Source organism: Photobacterium sp. MCCC 1A19761, assembly GCF_037389125.1.
Classification (GTDB): domain Bacteria; phylum Pseudomonadota; class Gammaproteobacteria; order Enterobacterales; family Vibrionaceae; genus Photobacterium.
The window spans coordinates 95,526-117,283 of sequence record NZ_JAZGTF010000025.1 but is presented as its reverse complement, the minus strand read 5'-3'; the positions used below and the strand labels follow the sequence as shown (position 1 = coordinate 117,283).

Annotated in this window: 20 protein-coding genes and 1 pseudogene; 8 read left to right on the top strand and 13 right to left on the bottom strand. The window is 51.4% G+C overall.

Translation table 11 applies throughout. The annotated features are described in order from the left end of the window. Positions 1–1,147, bottom strand: a 1,147-nt coding sequence (locus VV869_RS19330) for a D-alanyl-D-alanine carboxypeptidase family protein (RefSeq protein ID WP_337736560.1), incomplete at its 3' end; no start/stop codon positions are given. Positions 1,148–1,657: 510 nt separating this feature from the next. Here VV869_RS19330 and VV869_RS19325 point away from each other — a divergent pair. Further along, positions 1,658–3,142 carry a carboxypeptidase M32 gene (locus tag VV869_RS19325; RefSeq protein ID WP_337736559.1) on the top strand — a complete coding sequence of 495 codons (1,485 nt, stop codon included), beginning with the start codon at positions 1,658–1,660 and terminating at the stop codon, positions 3,140–3,142. Between the two features lie 88 nt (positions 3,143–3,230). Here VV869_RS19325 and VV869_RS19320 read toward each other — a convergent pair whose 3' ends face one another. From VV869_RS19320 to VV869_RS19295, 6 genes are all read right to left on the bottom strand, one after another. Further along, the gene (locus VV869_RS19320) at positions 3,231–3,911 is read right to left on the bottom strand and encodes an RES family NAD+ phosphorylase (RefSeq protein WP_337736558.1); all 681 of its coding nucleotides are present in this window, start codon (positions 3,909–3,911) and stop codon (positions 3,231–3,233) included. After that, on the bottom strand, positions 3,912–4,316 hold the full coding sequence (locus tag VV869_RS19315; protein WP_337736555.1) for an MbcA/ParS/Xre antitoxin family protein: 405 nt from the start codon (positions 4,314–4,316) through the stop codon (positions 3,912–3,914). A 349-nt stretch (positions 4,317–4,665) separates the two neighbouring features. Next, complete coding sequence (gene pepT, locus VV869_RS19310; RefSeq protein ID WP_337736554.1) at positions 4,666–5,901, bottom strand: peptidase T; 1,236 nt, start codon at positions 5,899–5,901, stop codon at positions 4,666–4,668. 266 nt (positions 5,902–6,167) lie between these two features. Continuing rightward, the gene (locus VV869_RS19305) at positions 6,168–7,412 is read right to left on the bottom strand and encodes an ABC transporter substrate-binding protein (protein ID WP_337736553.1); all 1,245 of its coding nucleotides are present in this window, start codon (positions 7,410–7,412) and stop codon (positions 6,168–6,170) included. 11 nt (positions 7,413–7,423) lie between these two features. Further along, positions 7,424–8,857 (bottom strand): ATP-binding protein, encoded by a 1,434-nt coding sequence (locus tag VV869_RS19300; RefSeq protein WP_337736551.1) that lies wholly within the window; start codon positions 8,855–8,857, stop codon positions 7,424–7,426. A gap of 23 nt (positions 8,858–8,880) precedes the next feature. After that, a complete protein-coding gene (locus VV869_RS19295) occupies positions 8,881–9,582 on the bottom strand; it encodes a response regulator transcription factor (protein ID WP_337736550.1) in 702 nt (233 codons plus the stop codon). A 215-nt stretch (positions 9,583–9,797) separates the two neighbouring features. On the opposite strand from VV869_RS19295, the gene ptsG reads away from it, so the two are divergent. After that, entirely contained in the window at positions 9,798–11,234 is a 1,437-nt protein-coding gene (ptsG, locus tag VV869_RS19290) for a glucose-specific PTS transporter subunit IIBC (RefSeq protein WP_337736563.1), read from the top strand. A gap of 138 nt (positions 11,235–11,372) precedes the next feature. Here the strand turns inward: ptsG and VV869_RS19285 are convergent, their stop codons facing one another. From VV869_RS19285 to VV869_RS19275, 3 genes are read right to left on the bottom strand one after another with little or no spacing between them, the layout of a single operon-like run. Next, positions 11,373–12,032 carry a DUF2987 domain-containing protein gene (locus VV869_RS19285; protein ID WP_337736549.1) on the bottom strand — a complete coding sequence of 220 codons (660 nt, stop codon included), beginning with the start codon at positions 12,030–12,032 and terminating at the stop codon, positions 11,373–11,375. Between the two features lie 3 nt (positions 12,033–12,035). Beyond that, on the bottom strand, positions 12,036–12,791 hold the full coding sequence (locus tag VV869_RS19280; protein ID WP_337736548.1) for a glucosaminidase domain-containing protein: 756 nt from the start codon (positions 12,789–12,791) through the stop codon (positions 12,036–12,038). 35 nt (positions 12,792–12,826) lie between these two features. Next, a complete protein-coding gene (locus VV869_RS19275) occupies positions 12,827–13,624 on the bottom strand; it encodes a hypothetical protein (protein ID WP_337736547.1) in 798 nt (265 codons plus the stop codon). A 419-nt stretch (positions 13,625–14,043) separates the two neighbouring features. Between VV869_RS19275 and potA the strand changes: the two genes are divergently transcribed. The 6 genes from potA (at position 14,044) to VV869_RS19245 (ending at position 19,884) form a co-directional block, all read left to right on the top strand. Beyond that, positions 14,044–15,162 (top strand): spermidine/putrescine ABC transporter ATP-binding protein PotA, encoded by a 1,119-nt coding sequence (potA, locus tag VV869_RS19270; RefSeq protein WP_337736546.1) that lies wholly within the window; start codon positions 14,044–14,046, stop codon positions 15,160–15,162. After that, positions 15,146–16,003, top strand: a complete 858-nt coding sequence (gene potB / locus VV869_RS19265; RefSeq protein ID WP_337736545.1) for a spermidine/putrescine ABC transporter permease PotB — start codon at positions 15,146–15,148, stop codon at positions 16,001–16,003. Before potA ends, potB begins: the two co-directional genes overlap by 17 nt. Continuing rightward, a complete protein-coding gene (potC, locus tag VV869_RS19260) occupies positions 16,003–16,773 on the top strand; it encodes a spermidine/putrescine ABC transporter permease PotC (RefSeq protein WP_261602724.1) in 771 nt (256 codons plus the stop codon). The genes potB and potC overlap by 1 nt, the downstream gene beginning before the upstream one ends. A gap of 91 nt (positions 16,774–16,864) precedes the next feature. Continuing rightward, on the top strand, positions 16,865–17,896 hold the full coding sequence (locus VV869_RS19255) for an extracellular solute-binding protein (RefSeq protein ID WP_337736544.1): 1,032 nt from the start codon (positions 16,865–16,867) through the stop codon (positions 17,894–17,896). 310 nt (positions 17,897–18,206) lie between these two features. Further along, positions 18,207–19,250 (top strand): extracellular solute-binding protein, encoded by a 1,044-nt coding sequence (locus tag VV869_RS19250; RefSeq protein WP_337736543.1) that lies wholly within the window; start codon positions 18,207–18,209, stop codon positions 19,248–19,250. Between the two features lie 184 nt (positions 19,251–19,434). Then, a complete protein-coding gene (locus VV869_RS19245; protein WP_337736542.1) occupies positions 19,435–19,884 on the top strand; it encodes a PACE efflux transporter in 450 nt (149 codons plus the stop codon). Positions 19,885–19,916: 32 nt separating this feature from the next. Here VV869_RS19245 and cobB read toward each other — a convergent pair whose 3' ends face one another. From cobB to VV869_RS19230, 3 genes and pseudogenes are all read right to left on the bottom strand, one after another. Next, entirely contained in the window at positions 19,917–20,633 is a 717-nt protein-coding gene (cobB, locus tag VV869_RS19240; RefSeq protein ID WP_337736541.1) for a Sir2 family NAD+-dependent deacetylase, read from the bottom strand. 213 nt (positions 20,634–20,846) lie between these two features. Next, positions 20,847–21,278 (bottom strand): annotated as a pseudogene (locus VV869_RS19235) (formate dehydrogenase subunit gamma); the annotation flags it as partial. Beyond that, positions 21,241–21,480, bottom strand: a complete 240-nt coding sequence (locus VV869_RS19230) for a hypothetical protein (protein ID WP_337736540.1) — start codon at positions 21,478–21,480, stop codon at positions 21,241–21,243. The pseudogene VV869_RS19235 and the gene VV869_RS19230, both read right to left, overlap by 38 nt. Between the last annotated feature and the right edge of the window lie 278 nt (positions 21,481–21,758).

The following is a 21,758-nucleotide window of genomic DNA, read 5'->3' as shown; positions in this document are numbered from 1 at the left end:
TATCCCAAAGCCGACTAAAGAAACCGCCCTCGGAAACACTCTCTAATGCCACCAACGGGGCTTGCGCCACGGTTTCGCCATCCACCTGGTAGAGAATTTGACCGACAACATCGCCTTCTTGTACCGGCGCCATCAATTTATCCTTCAGCTCAATGCTAGCGGTGAGTTTATCTTTGTCATTGCGTGACAAGGTCACGTAAGTGTTCGTCGCAGCCCCCAGTGAAATCGAAGCGCTCTCTCCCTTCCAGATCCGCTCTTTGAGGACTTCTTCACCTTGTTGATGCGGTGACAGGGTTTCAAAGAATCGAAAACCATAGTTCAGCAGCTGCTTGCTTTCCGCTTCACGGGCCTTGGTACTTTTCGCCCCCATCACAACCGCGATCAAACGCATGTTGCCTTCCGTTGCCGAACTTGCCAGGCTGTAACCCGCGCCGCTGGTGTAGCCGGTTTTCATACCATCAACATTCATGCTGCGATCGCCCAGCAAGCCGTTGCGGTTCCGCTGGGTGATATTGTTGTAGGTAAAAGAACGTTCACTGTAAAGACGGTAAATATCGGGCAAATCACGGATCAACGCCTGACCAAGCAGCGCAATATCGTACGGTGTCGAATAAAGCCCATCACTGTCAAGTCCATGGGGGTTCGTGAACGAACTGTTCTTCATCCCCAACTTCTTCGCCCAGGAGTTCATCAGGCTGACAAACGCGCCTTCAGAGCCGGCGGCGTGTTCAGCAATTGCCACACTGGCATCATTGCCGGACTGGATGATCAGGCCACGATAAAGATCCATCATGGCGACTTCCGTGTTCACCTCGATAAACATTTTTGAGGAATCCGGGAAGTTTTTTGCCCAAGCGTTGCGACTAATCACAACCTTGTCATCCTTGGTGATATTGCCGCTTTTCATCTCCTGGCCGGCAACATAACTGGTCATCAGTTTGGTCAGGCTTGCTGGGTTCAGCCGCTCATGAGCTTGCTTCTCCGCCAGCACCTGTCCGGTGTGGAAATCTATCAGGATATAGCCTTTTGCCCCCAGGTGCGGTGGATCGGGAATAATCGTTGGCGCCGCCAGAGATGCGGTTGAAAAAATGCCAGAGAGTAGCACGGTGCCAATCACGGCTGCGCGAAGTCGAGTTGTCCTTTGCATGGTAATGTCGCCAATCCTCTTTTCCGGTTCGGGCCAGTATATCGAAGTGTCAGGGGGATATTTGCGTCTTTTACCAAGGCTTACCAAATGTCATACACACTTACAAACCGCCCCTGAAACTCAGAACAATGTGCAACTAATAACATAATTACTCTGTATTTTCAGCCACTTCTCGCTCTTTGATCCAGCAATACTCGTTCATTGGGTGGATACGCAACGCCTAACCACCACATCTACGCAGTTTTCTGCTGAAACTCTATGCTTTACCAACATAATTCGCTGATTAACACGTCAATGACTCAGACGAGAAAAAATGAACGATTAAAAACAAAAATCCTTTATTTACAAGTGGTTAATTTCCAACCTCTCGATACTCCGGCCTCATTTTTACAAAAAATTCATATTTTTTTTCGGTTTACCATTTTTTAACGAATCAAAAACTTTTATGCTTGATCGTAAAACTTGGCAGGAGATTCATCTACCAAGTAGTAGTCAACATAAGGATAGGTAATGACTTTCTACAAAAAACTAGAGCAACATTATCAGAAGCTCTCTCGCCTCGCTCACCTGAATGCAATTTGCGGCTGGGATCAGGCCGCCATGATGCCTGAAGGTGGGAATGAAGCCCGTTCGGAAGCCATGGCTGAACTGGCTGTCATGCAACATGAGCTGGCAACTGCCGCTCACCTGGACGACTGGTTTGCGCAGGCAGAAAGAGAATCGCTGTCTGCAGAGGAAACCGTCAGCCTGAAAGAAATGAAGCGTTCATGGCAGATCAACAACCTGTTGCCCACCGATCTCGTTGAGGAAAAATCGCTGGCAGGTTCGAAGTGTGAGCACGCCTGGCGCACCCAACGAGCCAACAACAGCTGGCATGAATTTAGCCTCAACCTGGAGAAAGTGGTTGAATTAGCCCGTCGTGAAGCGCAAATCCGTGCGGAAGCAACCGGACTGAGCCGTTATGATGCACTGTTGAATTTGTATGAGCCCGGCATGACGACAGCTGAGCTTGATCAACTGTTCAGTGACGTGAAGCGCTGGCTACCAAACCTGATCCGCCAGGTGCGCGAAAAACAAGGCACGGAAAAGGCCATTCAACCGGTTGGCCCGTTCCCGATTGAGCAGCAAAAAGCGCTGAGCCTGGATGTGATGTCCAAACTCGGATTTGATTTCCACCATGGCCGGCTGGACGTCAGTGTCCATCCATTCTGTGGCGGGGTGCCGACCGATGTGCGCATTACCACCCGCTATGATGAAGATGACTTCACTTCCGCATTGATGGGCGTGGTGCATGAAACCGGCCATGCCCGTTATGAACAAGGCTTGCCGACAAAATGGCATGGCCTGCCGATTGGTGAAGCGCGCTCCATGGGCATTCACGAATCCCAGAGCCTGTTCTTTGAAATGCAGCTCGCCCGTAGTGAACCGTTCGTGGAAATTTTGGCTCCGCTGGCTGCAGAAGCATTCGGGCGCAACAATGACCCGGCTCTGTCGAGCCAGAATCTGACGCTGCTCAACACCCGCGTTAATCCGGGCTTTATTCGAGTTGATGCAGACGAGGTCACCTATCCGGCACACGTGATCCTGCGCTACGAGATTGAGCGTGACTTGATTGAAGGCCATATTGAAGTGGCGGATATCCCGGAGCTGTGGGATAAGAAAATGACCGAGTATCTCGGCCTGTCGACCAAAGGAAACTACACCGACGGGTGTATGCAGGATATCCATTGGACCGACGGCAGCTTTGGTTACTTCCCGTCCTATACTCTGGGTGCCATGTATGCAGCTCAGTTTATGGCCGCGATGCGCAAAGAAATGAACGTCGACAACCTGATCCGCGAGCGTAATCTACAGCCGATTTTCAACTGGCTGGATAAGCACATCTGGAAAAAAGCCTCCTCGCTCTCCACCGACAAGCTGCTGATTGAAGCCACCGGCGAGCGCTTGAATGCGGAGCATTTCAGAAACCATCTGGTGGAGCGTTACCTGAAATAGTAATGCCCTCACCTCCGTAACGTTAAACAAAACGCCCTGAGCACATGCCAGGGCGTTTTACTTTACTCCAATGATGAAACCGTTGAGATCAGATCAAACTCATCTCCAGCACCGAGTTCACCGATACTCCGTTCCATTTGTAAGTGTAATGGCGGGTCTGGCAAACTTTACTGACCAGATTCGGCTTAAACAGTACATAACAGGCATGGCCCTGGTGACGGACGGACTGATACACAATCCCGTCCCCCTTTTCAGTTTTGATTTCTGTGGCCAGTGCCTGCGAATGACTGTAGTTGGTTGGGTGATACAGATCAGAATCGAGATAAGGCTGGGCGGTTAAATCTGTCAGCTCGGCGCTGAACCAGGCATCGATGCAGCGCATTTGAATATCCTGCGCAGGCTCCTGGGTGTAACCCATCACCCGCTCCATATGATGCACGGTTTCTTTGATGGCGGTGTTCACATCCGGTGCCGCGTAGTAACCGCCAAAGTCCGCGGTATTGAACCTTGCGCCATCCGGATTGATATGGGTAAACGCCGCCATCACATAACTGCAATGCGGGATCCCGACCAGTCGTTCATCTGCCGGGATCTGGCTGAAATTGCCGACTTCTTCCGACAGACGCGGATTTGTCAGGGCTTCGACGGCAAACACCGCTTCGAGCTGCTCTGGCGAGGCGACATCTTCATACAAGTTAATAGGCGGATACTTGGATGGGATCAAACGAAAACAGTGCTGATCCCGAAAGGACTGCTGTGGATATGCCATTTACGATTTCCCACCTCGCCAGGCATTGAGGCGAGATGCCACCTGATATAAATCCACGACTTTTCCCTGTGTCATCACATCCATGGCTGAACGACCGGCAAAAAACGGATGGGCATTCGGCTTCTGGACCCACTGATACACACTCTCTTCGGCACTGAACAGAATGCGCAGACACTTATGAATATTCAGGATATAGCTCATACGCTCCAGTAAGTCGTTCGACACCTTGGCCGATTCCGGATGACTCCGGTACTTATTCAGCGTGGAGCGGCTGCTCAGTCCCAACAGCGCCATTTGCTGCGCCTGGGTACAGGACCATTTATCCAGAATATTAAACACGACGGGCAATACCTGATTCCCGGTATTTGCCTGAATGGCCTGATTTGTGGCTTGGGATGCGTTCATCGCCACCTCTTGACTATGACAATGTCTATATATGGACAACTTTAGCACCACTAACCACGGATAGCCAATATGTACGGGTGATCAGTGTATAAATCTGTGAATATTCACCATTGGAGAATCACTAAATGTACAAATATGGACAGAAATAAAAATCGCTTAAACCTTACCGCCACTGGAAAAATTCGCAGTAAAGACATGAAAGTGAGAAGAAATTTGGGAAGATTGTGACAAATGGCGCCGCCTTCGCAGCGGCACACATTGGAGGATAGGGTTCAGCACCTCAATCAAGAGTTGTCTTAGGGCGCTGCTTACGCCACAGCCAAATAAGGCATGACGAAAAACATAGCCGCTAGGCCGGACGATAATGAAGCGCGGTCTTCTCAGCCAGTTTTACGATGACACTCACAGCTTTTTCCATGCCTTCCAGGGTAATAAATTCATGGATCCCGTGGAAGTTATAACCGCCGGTGAAAATGTTCGGACACGGTAGCCCCATGTAAGACAAGCGCGCACCATCGGTGCCTCCGCGAATTGGCTTGACCTCCGGCTGCACGTCACACGCAATCATGGCCTGCTTCGCCAATTCAATCACATGCGGATGCGGCTCGACCATCTCTCGCATGTTGGCGTAATTGTCCGTGATCTCCAGCGTCACTCGCGATTTTCCTAACTGCCGATTCAGCGCGTCGACCGTTTCCTGCATTACGACCTTACGCTTTGCCAGGCCGTCACGGTCAAAATCACGTAGCAGGTAATGCAGTGTGGTGTTTGCAACGGACGGTTCCATCGCCACTAAGTGATAAAAGCCTTCATAACCTTCAGTACACTCAGGGGTTTCATCTGCCGGCATCATTAGTTGGAACTGAGCGGCGATGTGCATCGCATTCACCATCTTACCCTTGGCCGTGCCCGGATGGACATTCACGCCTTTGCAAGTCACCTTGGCCGCAGCGGCATTGAAGTTTTCATACTCCAGTTCACCGACCGGTCCGCCATCGATGGTATAAGCCCACCGGGCGCCGAACTTCTCGACATCAAATCGATCAGCACCCCGCCCGATTTCTTCATCCGGGGTAAAGCCAACACAAATCTCGCCATGTGGGATATCCGGATTGGCAATCAGATGCGCTACAGCGGTCAGGATCTCGGCAATCCCGGCCTTGTTATCGGCGCCGAGCAGCGTGGTCCCGTCAGTCATAATCAGCGTCTGGCCATGTAGCCGATGCAGCTCCGGATATTGGATCGGTGACAACACTTCATCGCCAATCCCCAACGCAATATCCCCGCCCTGGTAATTCTCAACCGCTTGGGGGGTAACATGCTTGCCGGAAGCATCCGGTGACGTATCCAGGTGCGCAATAAAACCAATCGCCGGGACGTCATAGTCTACATTCGCAGGCAAACGGGCCATGAGATAACCGTTTTCATCCAAATCGACATCACTCAGCCCCAATGCGATCAGCTCTTGCCTGATATCGTCGGCGAGCACTCTCTGTCCTTCCGTGCTTGGGCTATGGGTAGAGGAAGCGTCTGATTGAGTATCAATACTCAGATAACGCAAAAACCGATCAATTAATTTATCCATGTCCCACTCTTCGTTGTATTCATTCTGCTGTACAGATGCGTGAAAACGGAGGGCGGTAAACTGTTACCTCCCTCCCAAATACAAGCCAAGTATCGTCGAGAGACTCGGGAAATGAATTGCGGTGAATCAGTTTTTCGTTAATTGGTGAGAATTTTTCGGCCGGAGGGTCGAAAAACGCGCGGGAAAACCCTCGCCAGAGTGTATTACCGCGCGTCAGGAGCTCATGGGGTGCGAATCAGGCCCGGCACAGCCACAAAATCATGGCGTTACAGTGTTAACCCGCTAGCTTCCATATTCTTGATATGTGTAATCACATCGTCCACGGAGACCGAAGGATGATTGAAAAACCGGTACAGCTCACTGGTGGTTGCTTTCTGGATCACCGGGCTGACGGCCATGGAGTCAATGATACTGGGAACCAGCGTTTGGGTTTGCTCCGCCTGCCGAAAATCAGCCATGGCCTTGACCGAACAGGCATTAAACCCAGCCAACGATATATCCCGACGAGCCGGGATCGCGCCTTTGGTCTGATTAAACTGACGCAGAAAGTCCGGGCTGGAAAGCACTCCCGCAATGTCATTCGCCTGTTGCTCGCTCAGCGTCGGACTTTTAAACAGCGCAAAGCTGTCCATATTGTAAATGAAGCCGGGCTGCCGGGCCGGTGCTGCGTAACAAGAAATGGTCTCCGGAAACTGCCCGGCCAGTGCAATCAGCTCCCCGGCCACCCAATCCCCCGTGATCTGAAAAGCACGCTGACCGCTCAGCAGTGCCTGAGTTGCTTCTTCCCAACGCTGACGCGTCAGGTCCGGCAATACAATCTCGCTGATGTCGCGAAACAGGCTCAGAGCTTCCCGGGTTACCGCGCTGTCGAGCGCCTGAGCATCCAGCTCGATGAAAGCGCGACGATAGTAATCCGGCCCACCCAGACCAAACGCGATATTTTCAAACAACTGCACCACCTGCCACGGCTCATTCCCAATTGCCAATGGCGGGACCCCCTGCTGCTTCAGCTGACGAAAAACGGTCAGCATCTCCTGCCAGTCCCGGGGCACCGGAAGCTTATAGGTCGCCAGAACCTCATGATTCACCCACACCCAGTTCAGACGATGAATGGTGATCGGGATCGCGACATATTCCTGATTGAACTGGTGAATATCGCGTACCAGCGGGTTCAGGTGCTGGTTCCATGCCTGCTTTTGGGCAATCGGTGCCAATGAATGCAGAAAGCCCAAAGCCGCCCAGGACTTAATGGCCGGCCCTTCCAGCAACGCCATGTCCGGTGGATTACCGGCAATGGCTCTCGCCTGCAAAATAGATTTTGCGGTCCCGCCTCCACCGCCCTGAATCGGCACACTGGCCACCGAATATCCAGAAGCTTTCAGGGTTTGCTCAACAATCGCAGTCGCATTGGCTTCCCCCCGTGAGGTCCACCAATGCAAAAAATGAACGGTCTGATCGGCATGTGCGGTGAGCGTCCAGCCGCTCAGCATCAATATCCATAAAAACTTCATCAATAAAAACTTCATCTGTCTCTCGCAAAACACAACTCAACTTCCAGTCCCTGCTCGTCATGGTTCCTGAGCTTCAGATCACCGCCATGAGAGCGGGCAATACTGCGGGAAATCGTCAACCCCAGCCCGGAGCCGGTGTCATCCTTTCTGCCTGCACGATAGTAAGGCTCAAACACCTTCTCCAGCAGCTTGTGGTCAATCCCCGGCCCATGATCCCGGATCCGCAGATGCAGCGCATCCGCCGAATCAGTCACCCGAACTTCCACGCGATCTCCATAGAGCACTGCATTATCAATAACGTTGTAAATACAACGCTTCACGGCAATGGGTTTGCCAAGGTAGGGTTTGGGCTGCGCGGGATAAATCGTGACCCGCGGTTGCTGGCGATTATGGTAATCAGCACATCCCTGCAGGATCTGCTGGATATCAATCCACTCCGGCTCTTCGTGAATATCCGTATCCCGGATGCACTGCAGCGCCCCTTTCAACATTAAATCGACTTCATCAAGCAATTTTTCAAACCGCTGGCGGGTTCGCGCGTCGTCAAGCATCTCTGTACGTAGTTTGAGGCAGGCGAGCGGCGTTTTCAGATCATGTGAAATAGCGCTGAACAGCATTTCCCGATCCCGAATATAAGCTTTCACCCGGCGGTTCATTTTGTTAAATGCATGAATGGCGCTGCGGGTTTCATTACTGCCGGCTTCTGCAATTTCAGCGACTGTCAACGGGCTCCCCATCAGTGTTGCGGCTTTCGCCAGGGATTTAATCGGCCGAATTTCCCGCTGGAGTACCCAGGCTGTACCGAACATCAGTAACGCCGAAGCGACAGCCAGAAATAACAACTGGCGCTGATCAATAAACTGGCTGGTCAGTGAAGAAAATGGCACCGGCAACACCGAAGCAATATAGAACCATTCCTGCTCAGATATTTTGATTTGCATCACCACAATCGGTAAATCCAACTCCCCGAGTACTAGGCTGTATTTAGTCCAAATTTCGGGAAGCTCTGCGAGCTTAATCCCGGAATTAAACAGGCGAATATCTTCCCGGCGGGTAATGGTCACCGCAACATGGCGATCGGCCCCGACTTGCTGGTTCAGCTGCTGGGCCGCAAACACCGTTAACCAATCGGTAAACGATAAATCGGTCACCGCATCCATCTCGATATACCGATGGTTGATCGAAATAAAGAACCGGGTCCCGCCGACTTCGCGTAATTGGTTCAAAATCAAATGCCGATAATTCACCGGCAGGTATTGGAAATAGTTGTACGTATCGGCAGCGGCTTTGGTGATATTGGCGATGGTATGGCGGGCACTCTCTTCCTTGGCGGCATTATTGGTCTGATACCAGATCAGCCCTGCCAGCAATTCGGCAATCAGAATCGTGGTCAGCAAGGTGATCACCACCCGGAACGTGATGGATTTGAAAAAACCGGTCTTCACTGCGCGCCCCCTCCGGCCAATCCTCATTCGCCCCGGGCATCGACAGCAAGCATATACCCTTTGTTTCTGACGGTGATAATAATCGAGCGATCGTCATCTTGCAGATGTTTGCGCAGCCGGCTCATTTGCACGTCAATCCCTCTTTCCAGCGGATCGGCATCACGCCCCCAGACAAAGCGGGCAATGTCGTCACGGCTTAAGGGCTGGTTCGGATGCTGTAACAGCAGGCTAAGCAAAGAGAAATCAGCGCCTGACAGTTGGGTGATCTCCCCGTTATGGTGGATTAACTGGCGTTTGACCGTATCAAAAGTCCAGTGGAGAAACTGGATCTGGCGGCCTGTCGCAGCACTGCGGTTAAACTGGCTGCGCCTGAGCAAAGCTTTGATCCGGGCCAGTAGCTCCCGCGGGCTGAAGGTTTTGGTCATGTAATCATCGGCGCCAATTTCCAGCCCGGCGACCCGATCCACTTCATCACAGACCGCAGTCAGCATCAGGATCGGCACATGAGAGCGGGTGCGGATTTCCCGGCATAAGGTCAGCCCGTCATCGCCCGGCAACATGATATCGAGCACAATTAAATGCGGCTCCCGGCGGTGAAAGTGCTGCCACATTTCATCCCCATCAGCAGCGGTTAAGACCTCAAACCCGGAACGGCCTAAATATTCACTCAAAGCATCCCGAATTTCTTCACTATCATCGACAACCAAAATTGTTTTCTTGTGCAAAGTTATGTCTCACCGGGTCAAAGTCGCAATGAACAAACAATAAACATATTTTATAAATTTCATTCTATCAATTATCTCCGGCATAAAAAGATCAATTTTGAATGGGTTTGTAAGCGTCTTCTTACAAACCGATAACCATACCTTACCTTCACGATATTTATATTCCGTACAGTAAGCGTTGAACATAAGTACCACTTACTACAAGGACGATAATGATGATCAACTCTACTTTTGGTCTGTTACAACGCATCGGCCGGTCACTGATGTTACCGGTCGCCGTCTTACCGATTGCCGGTCTGCTCCTCGGGATTGGCTCGGCAAACTTTTCCTGGCTCCCTACCGTGGTGTCAGACATCATGGCCATGTCCGGCGACGCGGTGTTCAGCAACCTCGCCCTGATCTTTGCCATCGGGGTCGCCCTGGGGCTCAGTGATAACGATGGGGTTGCAGCGCTGGCTGCCACCGTGGGATTTGCAATCCTGACGGCGACCATGGGGGTGATGGCCAAGCTCCACGGCATCGAAACCGCCACTGTCATCGGGATCCCAACCATCAACACCGGCGTGTTCGGCGGGATTATCATCGGGGCCATCGCTTCGGTGTTATTCAAGCGTTTTTATAACATCCGCCTGCCGGAATACCTCGGCTTCTTTGCCGGGAAGCGCTTTGTCCCGATCGTTACCGGTGTGACCGCCATCGCCCTCGGGGTCGTCATGAGCTATGTCTGGCCGCCGATCGGCAATCAAATCGACACCTTCTCCCACTGGGCAGCCTATCAGAGTCCGACTTTAGCCTTTGGTATTTACGGTTTTGTTGAGCGGGCACTGATCCCTTTCGGGTTGCACCACATCTGGAATGTGCCGTTCTTCTTTGAAGTCGGAGAATACGTCAACCCGGAAACCGGCGCCGTGATTAAAGGGGAAATCCAACGTTACCTTGCCGGTGACCCGACTGCGGGGAATCTGGCGGGCGGCTACATGTACTCCATGTGGGCACTCCCGGCGATTGGCCTGGCGATCTACCGCTCGGCCAAACCGGAGAAACGTGCGCTGGTCGGCGGGATCATGGTTTCAGCGGCCCTGACTTCCTGGCTGACCGGGATCACCGAGCCGATGGAATTCTCCTTCCTGTTTGTTGCACCGGTCCTGTATGTGATCCACTGTATCTTCACCGGCATTGGGTTTGCACTGGTCAGTGCGCTGGACATTCATCACAGTGTCACGTTCGCTCACGGTGCGATCGACTTTCTGATCTACTACCCACTGTCACAAAATGCCTGGTTATTTATCATCATCGGGCCGCTGTGGGCACTGATGTACTACACCGTGTTCCGCCTACTGATCACCAAACTCAACCTGATGACGCCGGGACGGGAAACAGAAGAAGCCAGTGCGGTCAGCCAGATTGCGGAAATCGGCTCTGAACTTGCTGAAAATTTGATTGGTGCCCTGGGCGGTAAAGCCAACATCAAGCATGTGGATGCCTGTATCACCCGCCTGCGCGTGTCTGTACACGACATCAAGCAAGCGGACATTAAGAAGATAAAGCAGTTAGGCGCCCGGGAGGTACTGGTGATTGGAGACAACCTGCAAGCGATCTTCGGCACCCAATCCGACAGCATCAAGACTGAGATACAGCAAGTCCTGGCATAAGTAATATCCGTTTCAGCGATTGTTCAAACGATCGCTCAACAGGAAAGAAAAAAACGGCCCGGGTCATTACCCGGGCCGTTTGTATTCAAAGCGCTAATGAAAGCCGAATAAACTAGCGTTGCATCGCAAGGTGTCAGATTAGCTTTTTGGGATCCAAGGCGTCACTTTGTTGGCCGGAACCGGTAAGGAAACCACTTCACCCTCCGACAACTCGGCCAGTTTGATCACGGCCTTGCGCTGGTTGACCACAATCGTTTTGCCTTGAGAAGTCGACAAACCATCGGCAATCTCCTGATCAAAATGCAGGACCACACCGCCCACTTCCGGCATAAACCAACTGGAGAACATGCCGCCCAAATCCGCCAGAAGCTGATCCATCTGCGGGGTCAATGCCGCAATATCAGCCCGGCTGATCTGCTGCCCATACGTTTGATTCGCAATCACCTGCATGGACATATCGCAGGTAATACCGTCATCGATCACAAAGGTCACATCCGGGTTGGCCTGACGCAGATTATTATCGATGGGCACAAGCAGCTCGTTGTTGGCCGGGATCACCAGCTCTTCATAGTGCTTGTCTTTGCGCATCGAGCCATGATGAATGCGACAGACTTCTCCTGTGTTTTGCTCCAACAGGAACAAGGCAATCCGAACATCGTCGTGACCTTCTTTCACATTCTGCTTCAGCTTACCGTACAGCGCGCTGTAGCGTAATTCAATGTTCTGAGCAGCAACATCCTGGGCGAATACCGTTGTGCTGGCCAACATGCCAGCCAAAAGCCAATGGCCTAACTTCATCCTTTATCCTTGGCGCCAATATTGATTGTTATGTTTGATCATGGACTGGATTTCATCAACATACGCATGACCACGTTCAGAGTAGCGGTGCAGCCCTTCCGCCAGTCGCTGACCTTCAACACGCTGGCCGGCCTGACGTTGTAAAGCTCGAATTTCCCGTAACTCGGCATAAGCCGGATTACGGTTCACGTTCATAAAATACGCCTTCACCGACAGATGAGGCGAAGCAAACACCGCGACTTCATGACTTGCCCCTTCCGTTCGACCGGACGGGACCAAACCACAGCCTTCACGATAACACCATTGACCAAAATAGTTATTCCCTTCAACGGCAAAGCGTGACCTGCCCCACCCGGATTCATTCGCAGCCTGGCTCAGCACCAGGCTCTCGGGCAGGACATCCACGCGTTTGAGCATGCTGTTCAGCCAGGGCTGAGTGACCGCATCACTATCCAGGGTCACCATATAGGCCAGGGACAAATCATTGACCTGCGCCATCACATCACTGCCCAGCGGCTGCCCGGCATCCATTTGCTGCTGAATATCGAGCAGAAACTGACGTTCGCCTTCAATGCGCTGGTTTTCAAACACCACCGCCGGGCGAAGGTAATCAAAGAAAGCGGATTTGCGCTGCTTTACATCGGTGATGGCGCGGAAATCCGGTTTGGTGGCGTACACGGCATGGAGGGGTTCACTGGCGGTTGTCGGTGTCGTTGGGGGGGGCTCGCCACAGGCCGTCAGCCCGGCGAGCACCATCATCCATGTGTTTTTTTTTATTTTTGTTTTCAGGGGGATCACGCGTTAAAAACCTTTGTCTCTTCTTGTTTTGATGGATCGTCACCACTGCCCGGCTTCATATTGGTCACCTGGAGCGTAATGCCGAACAGGTTCCGATAGATAATTCCTTTGACATTGAAGAAAAACGGCACGGTCCAAATCAGGCCCAAGCCGAAGGTCGCAAACGACAGGGAAATCAGGATCAGAATGACCAGGAAGATCGCCGTCAGCGGCAACAGTTTACGGATGGTTGCAACCACAGAATATTGAATCGCCTTCAGCGGGCTGATCCGTTTTTCACAAACCAAAATAATCGCCATGCTGAACGCCATCGACAAAAACAGGCCGATGAGCGGGAAAATAGCGCTGCCAACGCCCTGAAGCGAGGAAATCAACAGCATGGTCACGACAGATACCAGCGTGAACGGGAAACCTTTCACCAAATGGCTCGGCTTAGTTGGCAGGCCCACGGCGTGATTCAATGCCATCAGGCTCAAACCGGCATAAAGCGGCGCGCTCAGTACATCCGACCAAAAGTTTGCCATATAGCCGGCCTGAATAATCTCCGGGGTGATCATTTCACCAGAGATAATGGCATCGAAGAAGATCGCCGGATCGCCCAACTGAACTTGCAGCCCGACCATCAGCAACGCGACCTGAGCCAGGAACAAACCGACAATCGCGGGAAAGAAAGTGAAGAAATTTTTGGCTGTAACCTTCCAGGCTTCCTGGAGCACGGCGACCGCCTGAAGTTCAGCGCTGCCATTCATCGCTTTCTCTATCGATCCGCCAACATGGAAAGTTTTATTGTTCATTCTGTTTCATCAACTTTTGCAGAGTCATAAAGGCGTGATTGTACGACAGCTGAGAACGATATAAAAATCGTTCAGCCCGAAATCCGTAAGATTCCTGATGGGCGCACCCACAAGTTGGCCGAAATTCAGCACAATCTATTCATTACAGCTATTCCCCGCCACGGAAAAAACAACGCCTTCAATGTTTTTATCGCATTGAAATACATTGAGACTGTCATCACTTTGCCCACGAAAAATGTTATCTATGATGGGCCTGATGACAGCTGTCATACATAGGCGACAGCAACAATGAAATAATGCTAAAAAAACCATGAAAAAACGCTTTAATTTACGCGTTTAGGCGACTATCATGCGCCCCCTAAATTCATCCGAATAGTTGGGGGGCTCCTATGAAACCCCAAGGTGGAGATCACGTACAATTGAACGCTGCAGATACAACGAAAGCGCCGGTGATTCAGCTCAAAGGGCTGAGCAAAAGCTTTGATGGAAAGCAAATCATCACGGGTCTTGATTTGAATGTGAATGATGGTGAGTTTCTTACCATTCTGGGCCCATCTGGCTGCGGAAAAACAACCGTTCTCCGACTGATTGCCGGTTTCGAAAATGCTGACGCCGGTGACATTGTGATCGCAGGCAGTCACGTCACTGATTTGCCAGCCGAGCAACGTCATGTCAACACGGTCTTTCAAAGTTATGCGTTGTTCCCGCACATGACGGTGTTTGACAACGTCGCCTTTGGCCTTCGCATGCAGAAAGTTGCTGAGCGCGACATCGAGCCTCGCGTCATGGAAGCGCTACGCATGGTCCAGTTGGATGAATATGCCCCGCGCAAACCCCATCAGCTTTCCGGTGGCCAGCAGCAGCGTGTTGCCATTGCTCGTGCTGTGGTCAATAAGCCGAAGGTTCTGCTGTTGGATGAATCACTTTCCGCACTGGACTACAAGCTGCGTAAGCAGATGCAAATTGAGCTCAAGCAGCTGCAGCGTAAACTGGGGATCACCTTTATTTTCGTGACTCACGATCAGGAAGAAGCCCTGTCGATGTCCGATCGCATCATCGTCATGCGCAACGGCAACATAGAACAGGATGGTTCACCGCGTGAAATTTACGAAGAGCCGAAAAACCTGTTCGTTGCCCGCTTCATTGGCGAGATTAATGTATTTGACGCCACCGTAACCGAGCGCCTGGATGATGAGCGAATCCTCACCGAGCTGGAAGGCCGCCCGGCGAAGCTGCACTGCAAGCTGCCGGTCATTGCCGGCGATAAGCTGAAAGTGCTGCTGCGTCCGGAAGATATTCGCCTGGAAGAGCTGAACAACGGCGATTCCGCGAACGGCATGATTGGCTACGTACGTGAACGGACATACAAAGGCATGACGCTGGATTCAGTTGTGGAACTGGAATCCGGGCAATCGGTCATGGTCAGCGAATTTTTCAACGAAGATGATCCGGATGTAGACCACTCGCTTGATCAGAAAGTCGCTGTTACTTGGGTTGATAGTTGGGAAGTGGTGCTGGCTGATGAACAAGAAGCTTAATCTTCAGACAATCATCATCACGCTGATTGTCAGCTGGCTGGTCCTGTTCGTCTTCTTGCCGAATCTGATGATCATCGGAACCAGCTTCCTGACCCGGGATGATGCCAACCTAATCGAGATGACCTTCACGCTTGAGAACTATATCCGGCTGTTTGACCCGCTGTATGCCAAGGTCATGCTGCATTCATTCTATATGGCGCTGGTGGCGACCCTGCTCTGCCTGCTGATTGGCTACCCGTTCGCATATGCGATCGCCAAAATGCCGGTGAAGTGGCGTCCGTTCATGTTGTTCCTGGTGATTGTACCGTTCTGGACCAACTCCCTGATCCGGACTTATGGCCTGAAGATCATGCTGGGAACCCGCGGGGTGATCAACAATACCCTGCTCTACCTGGACATCATTGATAAGCCGCTGCGCATTATGTACACCGAATATGCTGTGATGATCGGCCTGGTGTATATCCTGCTGCCGTTTATGGTACTGCCGTTGTACTCCGCGATTGAGAAGCTGGATCACAACTACATCGAAGCGGCGCGGGATTTAGGCGCCAACAAATTCCAGACATTTGTGAAGGTGATTTTCCCGCTCACCATGCCGGGCATCATTGCCGGGAGCCTGCTGGTTCTGCTGCCTGCGCTGGGAATGTTCTATGTGGCTGACCTGCTGGGCGGCGCGAAGAACCTGCTGATCGGTAACGTGATTAAGAGCCAGGTGCTCAACGCCCGGGACTGGCCGTTTGGTGCGGCAACCAGTATTGCACTGACAATCGCCATGGCCGTCATGTTGTATGCCTACTACCGCGCCGGCAAGCTGTTAAACCGTAAAGTGGAGTTGGAATAATGGGACGCCTATTTAAATTCAGCCTGATGACGGTTGTGTATGCGTTCCTGTATACCCCAATCATCATTCTGATTGTGAACTCCTTTAATGCCAGCAAGTTCGGCATGAAATGGGGCGGGTTTACCACCAAATGGTACGAACAACTGGTCAGCAATGACAGCCTGATGCAGGCGGCATGGCACTCGATTAATATTGCGGTGTTCTCGGCAACTGCAGCCGCCATTATCGGCAGCCTGACAGCCGTCGCCCTGTTCCGCTATCAGTTCCGCGGCAAAGGCTTTGTCAACGGGATGCTGTTTGTGGTGATGATGTCACCGGATATCGTCATGGCGATCTCGCTGCTGGCGCTATTTATCCTGATTGGCGCTGAGCTGGGCTTTTTAACCCTGCTGCTGTCGCACATCACGTTCTGTTTGCCGTTTGTGGTGGTGACTGTGTACAGCCGCCTGAAAGGCTTTGATGTCAAAATGCTGGAAGCCGCACGGGATTTAGGCGCAAGCGAGTGGGTGATCCTGAAACAAATCATCCTGCCGCTGGCAAAACCTGCGGTTGCTGCCGGCTGGCTGCTCAGCTTTACCCTGTCACTGGATGACGTCATCGTCAGCTCATTTGTAACCGGGCCGAGCTATGAGATTCTGCCGCTGAAGATATACTCTATGGTTAAAGTCGGGATCTCACCGGAAGTGAATGCCCTGGCAACCATTATGCTGATTGTCTCCCTGGTGTTGGTGATCAGCTCCCAGCTGCTGGCTCGGGAAAAAATTAAGTAATTTGGCACCTTGCCAATAACGGAGCAAGTGGCCCAATCCGGCCACTTGTTTTTTATCAATACCCTAAACGGGTTTTGGAGACGATAATCAAATGAAAAAATGGTCCGCTTTTCTCACCGGTACTGCATGTGTAGCAGCTCTGTTTTCCAGCTTCGCCAATGCAGAAGACAAGGAATTAGTATTTATGAACTGGGGCCCGTATATTTCTACGGAGCTTCGTGAACAGTTCACAAAAGAAACTGGTATTAAAGTGATTTATTCGACTTACGAGTCGAACGAGACTATGTATGCGAAGTTAAAAGCGCACCCGGAAGGTTATGACCTGGTCGTGCCGTCAACTTACTTCGTTGCGAAAATGCGCGATGAAGGCATGTTACAGAAAATCGATAAATCAAAGCTAACCAATTTCAAAGAACTTGATAGCAACTACCTGGACAAGCCTTTTGACCCGAAAAACGATTATTCGATCCCGCACGTGATCGCAATGACCGGTCTGGCGGTCAATACCGACATGTATGATCCGGCTGATTTCGACAGCTGGGCTGACCTGTGGAACCCTGAGCTGAAAGGCCAGCTGATGCTGATGGACGACACGCGTGAAGTGTTCCACATCGCATTGCGCAAGCTGGGCTATTCCGGTAACACAACGGATCCAAAACAGATCGACGAAGCTTATGAAGAGCTGAAAAAACTGATGCCGAACGTCCTGGTGTTCAACTCGGATAACCCAGCAGCACCATACCTGGCCGGTGAAGTTGGCCTGGGCATGCTGTGGAACGGCTCTGCAGCCGCGGCTCAGCGTGAAGGTCTGCCAATTCAACTGATCTGGCCGAAAGAAGGCGGTATCTTCTGGGTAGACAGCCTGGCTATTGCCAAGAATGCCAAGAATGTCGATGCTGCCCACAAGATGATTGATTTCCTGCTGCGCCCTGAAATTGCAGCCAAGATCTCTGAAGATACGGGCTACCTGACTGCAATCAAGGCGTCAAATGCCAAGTACAAGGACAACCCGACGTTGTTCCCACCGCAAGAAGATCTCGATCGCGGTGAGTGGCAGGATTCAGTTGGCGATATGAACATTCGCTATGAAAACTACTTCCTGAAACTGAAAGCCGGAGAGTAATCTCCATTGCTGCAGGCAGCCGCCCGGCTGCCTGCACGCCCCACTCCCCCAATTGCTTTCGCAATTGTGACCATTCTGCTCAGATTGCCGACAGACAACTCACCCTGAAACAATTCACCGCCTGCGCTTTTGCCCACTTCTGCTATAATATTCCACCTGATAACTCAGTATGTTAACGTCATTGCACGGGAGCCTCCCCACAATGGCAACGAAATGAGGGAAGGCGAAACAGCGTTCTTCGGCACTTCAGCTGCAAGAATCCTCGCCTGAGAATACTCTCAGAATTCCTGTTAATTTGGAGCATATAACAATGAACAAATGGTCTTCTTTAATGACCGGCAGCGTCTGCGCGATGGCTATGTTTTCCGGCATGGCTACAGCGGCGGACGAAGAGCTGTATTTCTACAACTGGTCTGAATATATTCCAGCCGAGGTACTGGAACAGTTTACGAAAGAAACTGGCATTAAAGTGATCTACTCAACATATGAGTCCAATGAGACCATGTATGCCAAGCTGAAGACGCATGGTGAAGGCTACGACCTGGTGGTCCCTTCTACCTACTACGTGTCTAAAATGCGTGACGAAGGCATGCTGAAGAAAATCGATCAATCTAAGCTGTCCAATTTTGAACAGCTGGATGCGAACTTCATGCGCAAACCATTCGATCCAAACAACGACTATTCGATTCCGTATATCTGGGGCGCGACCGGAATTGGCGTCAACACGGATATGATGAATAAAGCCGAAATCAGTGGCTGGGCAGACCTGTGGGATTCGAAATGGGAAGGCCAGCTGATGATGATGGACGATGCCCGTGAGTTCTTCCACATTGCGCTACGCAAACTGGGCTATTCAGCCAACACCACCAAGCCGGAAGAGATCAAAACTGCCTATGAAGAGCTGAAGAAACTGATGCCGAACGTATTGGTATTCAACTCAGATTACCCGGCCAACCCGTACATGGCGGGTGAAACCTCTCTGGGCATGCTGTGGAACGGCTCCGCCTATATGGCCCGTCAGGAAGGTGCTCCGGTTGAGATCATCTGGCCGAAAGAAGGTGCTATCTTCTGGATGGACAGCCTGGCGATTCCGGCTGCCGCGAAGAACGTTGAGGCCGCTCATAAGATGATCGACTTCCTGCTGCGCCCGGACAACGCCGCGAAAATCGCGTTGGAGATCGGTTACCCGACTCCGGTTGCAGGTGCGAAAAAGCTGCTGCCGGCCTCGTTTGTCAATGATACCAACATCTACCCGCCACAAGCGGTGATGGATGCCGGTGAATGGCAGAACAATGTCGGCAGTGCCAATACACTGTACGAAGAATACTTCCAGAAGCTGAAAGCGGGTCAGTAATCCCCGAGCGCTTCAAATCTTACAAACTCGGGCCCAGGCCCGAGTTTTTTATGCGTAGCCCCTGCCCTTTCTCCGCCAAATTTATCCCAATCAAAGTAATACCAATCACAGTAAGTAAGTGATCAGATATAGCGTAGGAAAAATACTTGAGAACAAGGCAGAATTTTTCTCAACTGAAAAGGCAATGTCGGTCAAAAAACGTCTGCTGCACTCGATGTTGTTTGAGTGTTTCGCGCTGCTCATGATGATGCTGGGCGCCAGCCTGTTTACCAGTCATGACCCAACGCTGGTCGGCGGGATTGGGCTACTCCTCTCTTTGATGGCAATGGTGTGGAACTACCTCTATAACCTGATGTTAGATCAGATTTTCGGTCACCAGCGCATCATGCGAACATGGTTCACGAGAGCAGGTCATGCTCTCGGGTTTGAACTGGGTTTACTGGTGGTCACGGTGCCTTTGCTCATGTGGGCGCTGCAATTGGACTTCTGGACTGTATTGATCCTGGATCTGGGTGTGGTGGTCTTCTTTCTGGTTTACGCCATGGTGTTCAACTGGCTCTACGATCTCACTCGCGCCAAATGGCTCCTCAAATCCACTTGTGTCAGTTCCGGAAAGACAATCGCCCGCGAATAGCGGGCGATTTCATGGGTCGGCTATATCGGATGTTATTGACGGCCGAGCAACTCGTCGACCAGTTCCGGTACCAGAACCGAAGCCGGGCCATAGCGTTTCTCAGCGAACTCATCTTCAACTTCGCTCGGCTCCAGGTTCAGCTCAATGGTATGCGCGCCATGCATCGTGGCTTCATGGACGAATCCGGCCGCGGGGTACACTGCACCGGATGTTCCGATTGAGATAAACAAATCAGCTTCGACCAGCGCGTCATGAATCCGATCCATCCCTATCGGCATCTCTCCGAACCACACCACATTAGGACGCATCGGCGCCGGCATCTGACAACAGTGGCAGTGATCATCAAGAGAAATATCGCCTTGCCAGCTCACGGTCTGGCCGGTTTGGCTGCATTGGGCTTTCAGCAGCTCACCATGCATGTGAATAATATTCTGGGTACCCGCGGCTTCATGCAGGTTATCGATATTTTGGGTGACAATGGTCACTTTGCCGTCGAGCTCCTGCTCCAGTTTTGCCAGCGCCAGGTGTGCCGCATTTGGTGCCACCGTATCACCGAGCAGTTGCTGTCGTCGCTGATTGTAAAAGTCCTGAACCAGCGCGGGATTTCGGCGGTAGCCTTCCGGCGTGGCGACGTCTTCAATATGATGACTTTCCCATAATCCATCCTGATCCCGGAAGGTCCGGATGCCCGATTCCGCAGAGATCCCCGCGCCGGTCAATACAACAATATTTCGATATGGGAAAAGCATAAATCCGCCCTCTTTGTCTGGTTAAGCTATTTATAGCATTGTTTTCAGGGTGTTATAAGTCAAATGTATACGACATTGGTCGAATATGAAGAACAAGACACAAAGTTATAGTGCATTAGATGACTTATCTAATTGATACCACTGAAATTGAGTTATATCACAAAGTGTTGCAACCCCAGCCGATCGCCTTGTTGCGACCGGCTGACGCAGCGATTAAACGCCTTTGATACTCGGTGATGACAACGCCGATTCAGATGGTTCTGACGTCTGTTTCGGCTGATTTTCCGGTAAATGTTTCACCTCTTCGTACCATAAATCATGGTGCTCTTTGGCCCAGGTTTCATCAACTTCGCCGGTAATCATCCCATCCAATGCCGCTTCCATGCCGAACAAACCGATATAAATATGGAACACAAAGCCACAAATCAGGATCAGCGCGGCAAACATATGGATCAGACTGGACCACTCCATATCCCGTCGGGTTTGGCCGAAAATCGGGAAATCGAAAATATAACCGCTCACCACAATAAAGGTGCCGAAGAACATCAGAAGCCAGTAAATCACCTTCTCACCGCCGTTCGAAAAACCGGCCGATGGATGGCTGCCCTTATGCTTCCCCACCATGCCGCCCATTTTCATGCACCAGTAGGGTCACAGACTTCAACGCGGAAAACTGGCTCACTAACGCAGTAATCATATGTTGCCCGCCAATCAGGAGAACATGGCCCCGGCTTTCATAAGAAACCGTCGGCGGGATCAAATTAGACAACTCGACCGTATTGGCGACAGCAACCTGCCTCGCTCGCCCGTTTGGATCTGAATATGCTTCAAGTGTGCTGATTATCATGATAATTCCTATGTACGTATCCCCGTCATCACAACAAGCATCTTGAGTAGGGGGATACTTGCTGGCCCTTGCGAGAGGCAAACGGGATAAGCAACCGATTTATTGTTTTGTCACATTGGGTCGCTAGGATGCAGCGCGCTTTTAAGCTTCTGCTCGAACTGCGGCTTTAACAGAGCAATTAACGAACCAACTTTGAATGTAAAGAAATGACGTAAAAGGCGTTAAAGTCAGAAGTGGGTTCATCACTGCCTTTGTATTGGGACAATTTGTCTCATCCG